Source organism: Bacillus sp. SIMBA_074, assembly GCF_046534555.1.
In the GTDB taxonomy this organism is placed as follows: domain Bacteria; phylum Bacillota; class Bacilli; order Bacillales; family Bacillaceae_G; genus Bacillus_A; species Bacillus_A mycoides.
Genome location: NZ_JAWRYM010000253.1, coordinates 1 through 324 on the forward strand (window position 1 = coordinate 1; position 324 = coordinate 324).

1 protein-coding gene is annotated in these 324 nt (G+C 45.7%); it reads left to right on the forward strand.

The features are described from left to right. Positions 1 to 56: 56 nt before the first annotated feature. On the forward strand, positions 57 to 324 hold a 268-nt coding region (locus SB773_RS30720; protein ID WP_410594011.1), incomplete at its 3' end, for a spore germination protein.

The following is a 324-nucleotide window of genomic DNA, read 5'->3' on the forward strand; positions in this document are numbered from 1 at the left end:
GTACCTATGAAAAACCGGTTACAAATGAACTGGAGTCAACGGATCGTTTGAGGCAGGTGATCAGAAACATCCTGTCTGGAACTGTAGTCCTTCTGCGTGACGGACATACGGAAGCACTCTTGAATAATGCACGAGGATGGGAACGGAGGAAAGTAAAGGAGCCACTTGCTGAGCCTGTCGTTCGCGGAGCCCGTGATGGGTTTGTTGAAACGTTGTGCGTAAACACTGCGTTAATACGATTTCGGTTAAAAGATCCAAATTTACGTGTGCGTCACTTAATAATTGGAAAGCGCACGCAGACTGACATAAATGTCCTTTATATAG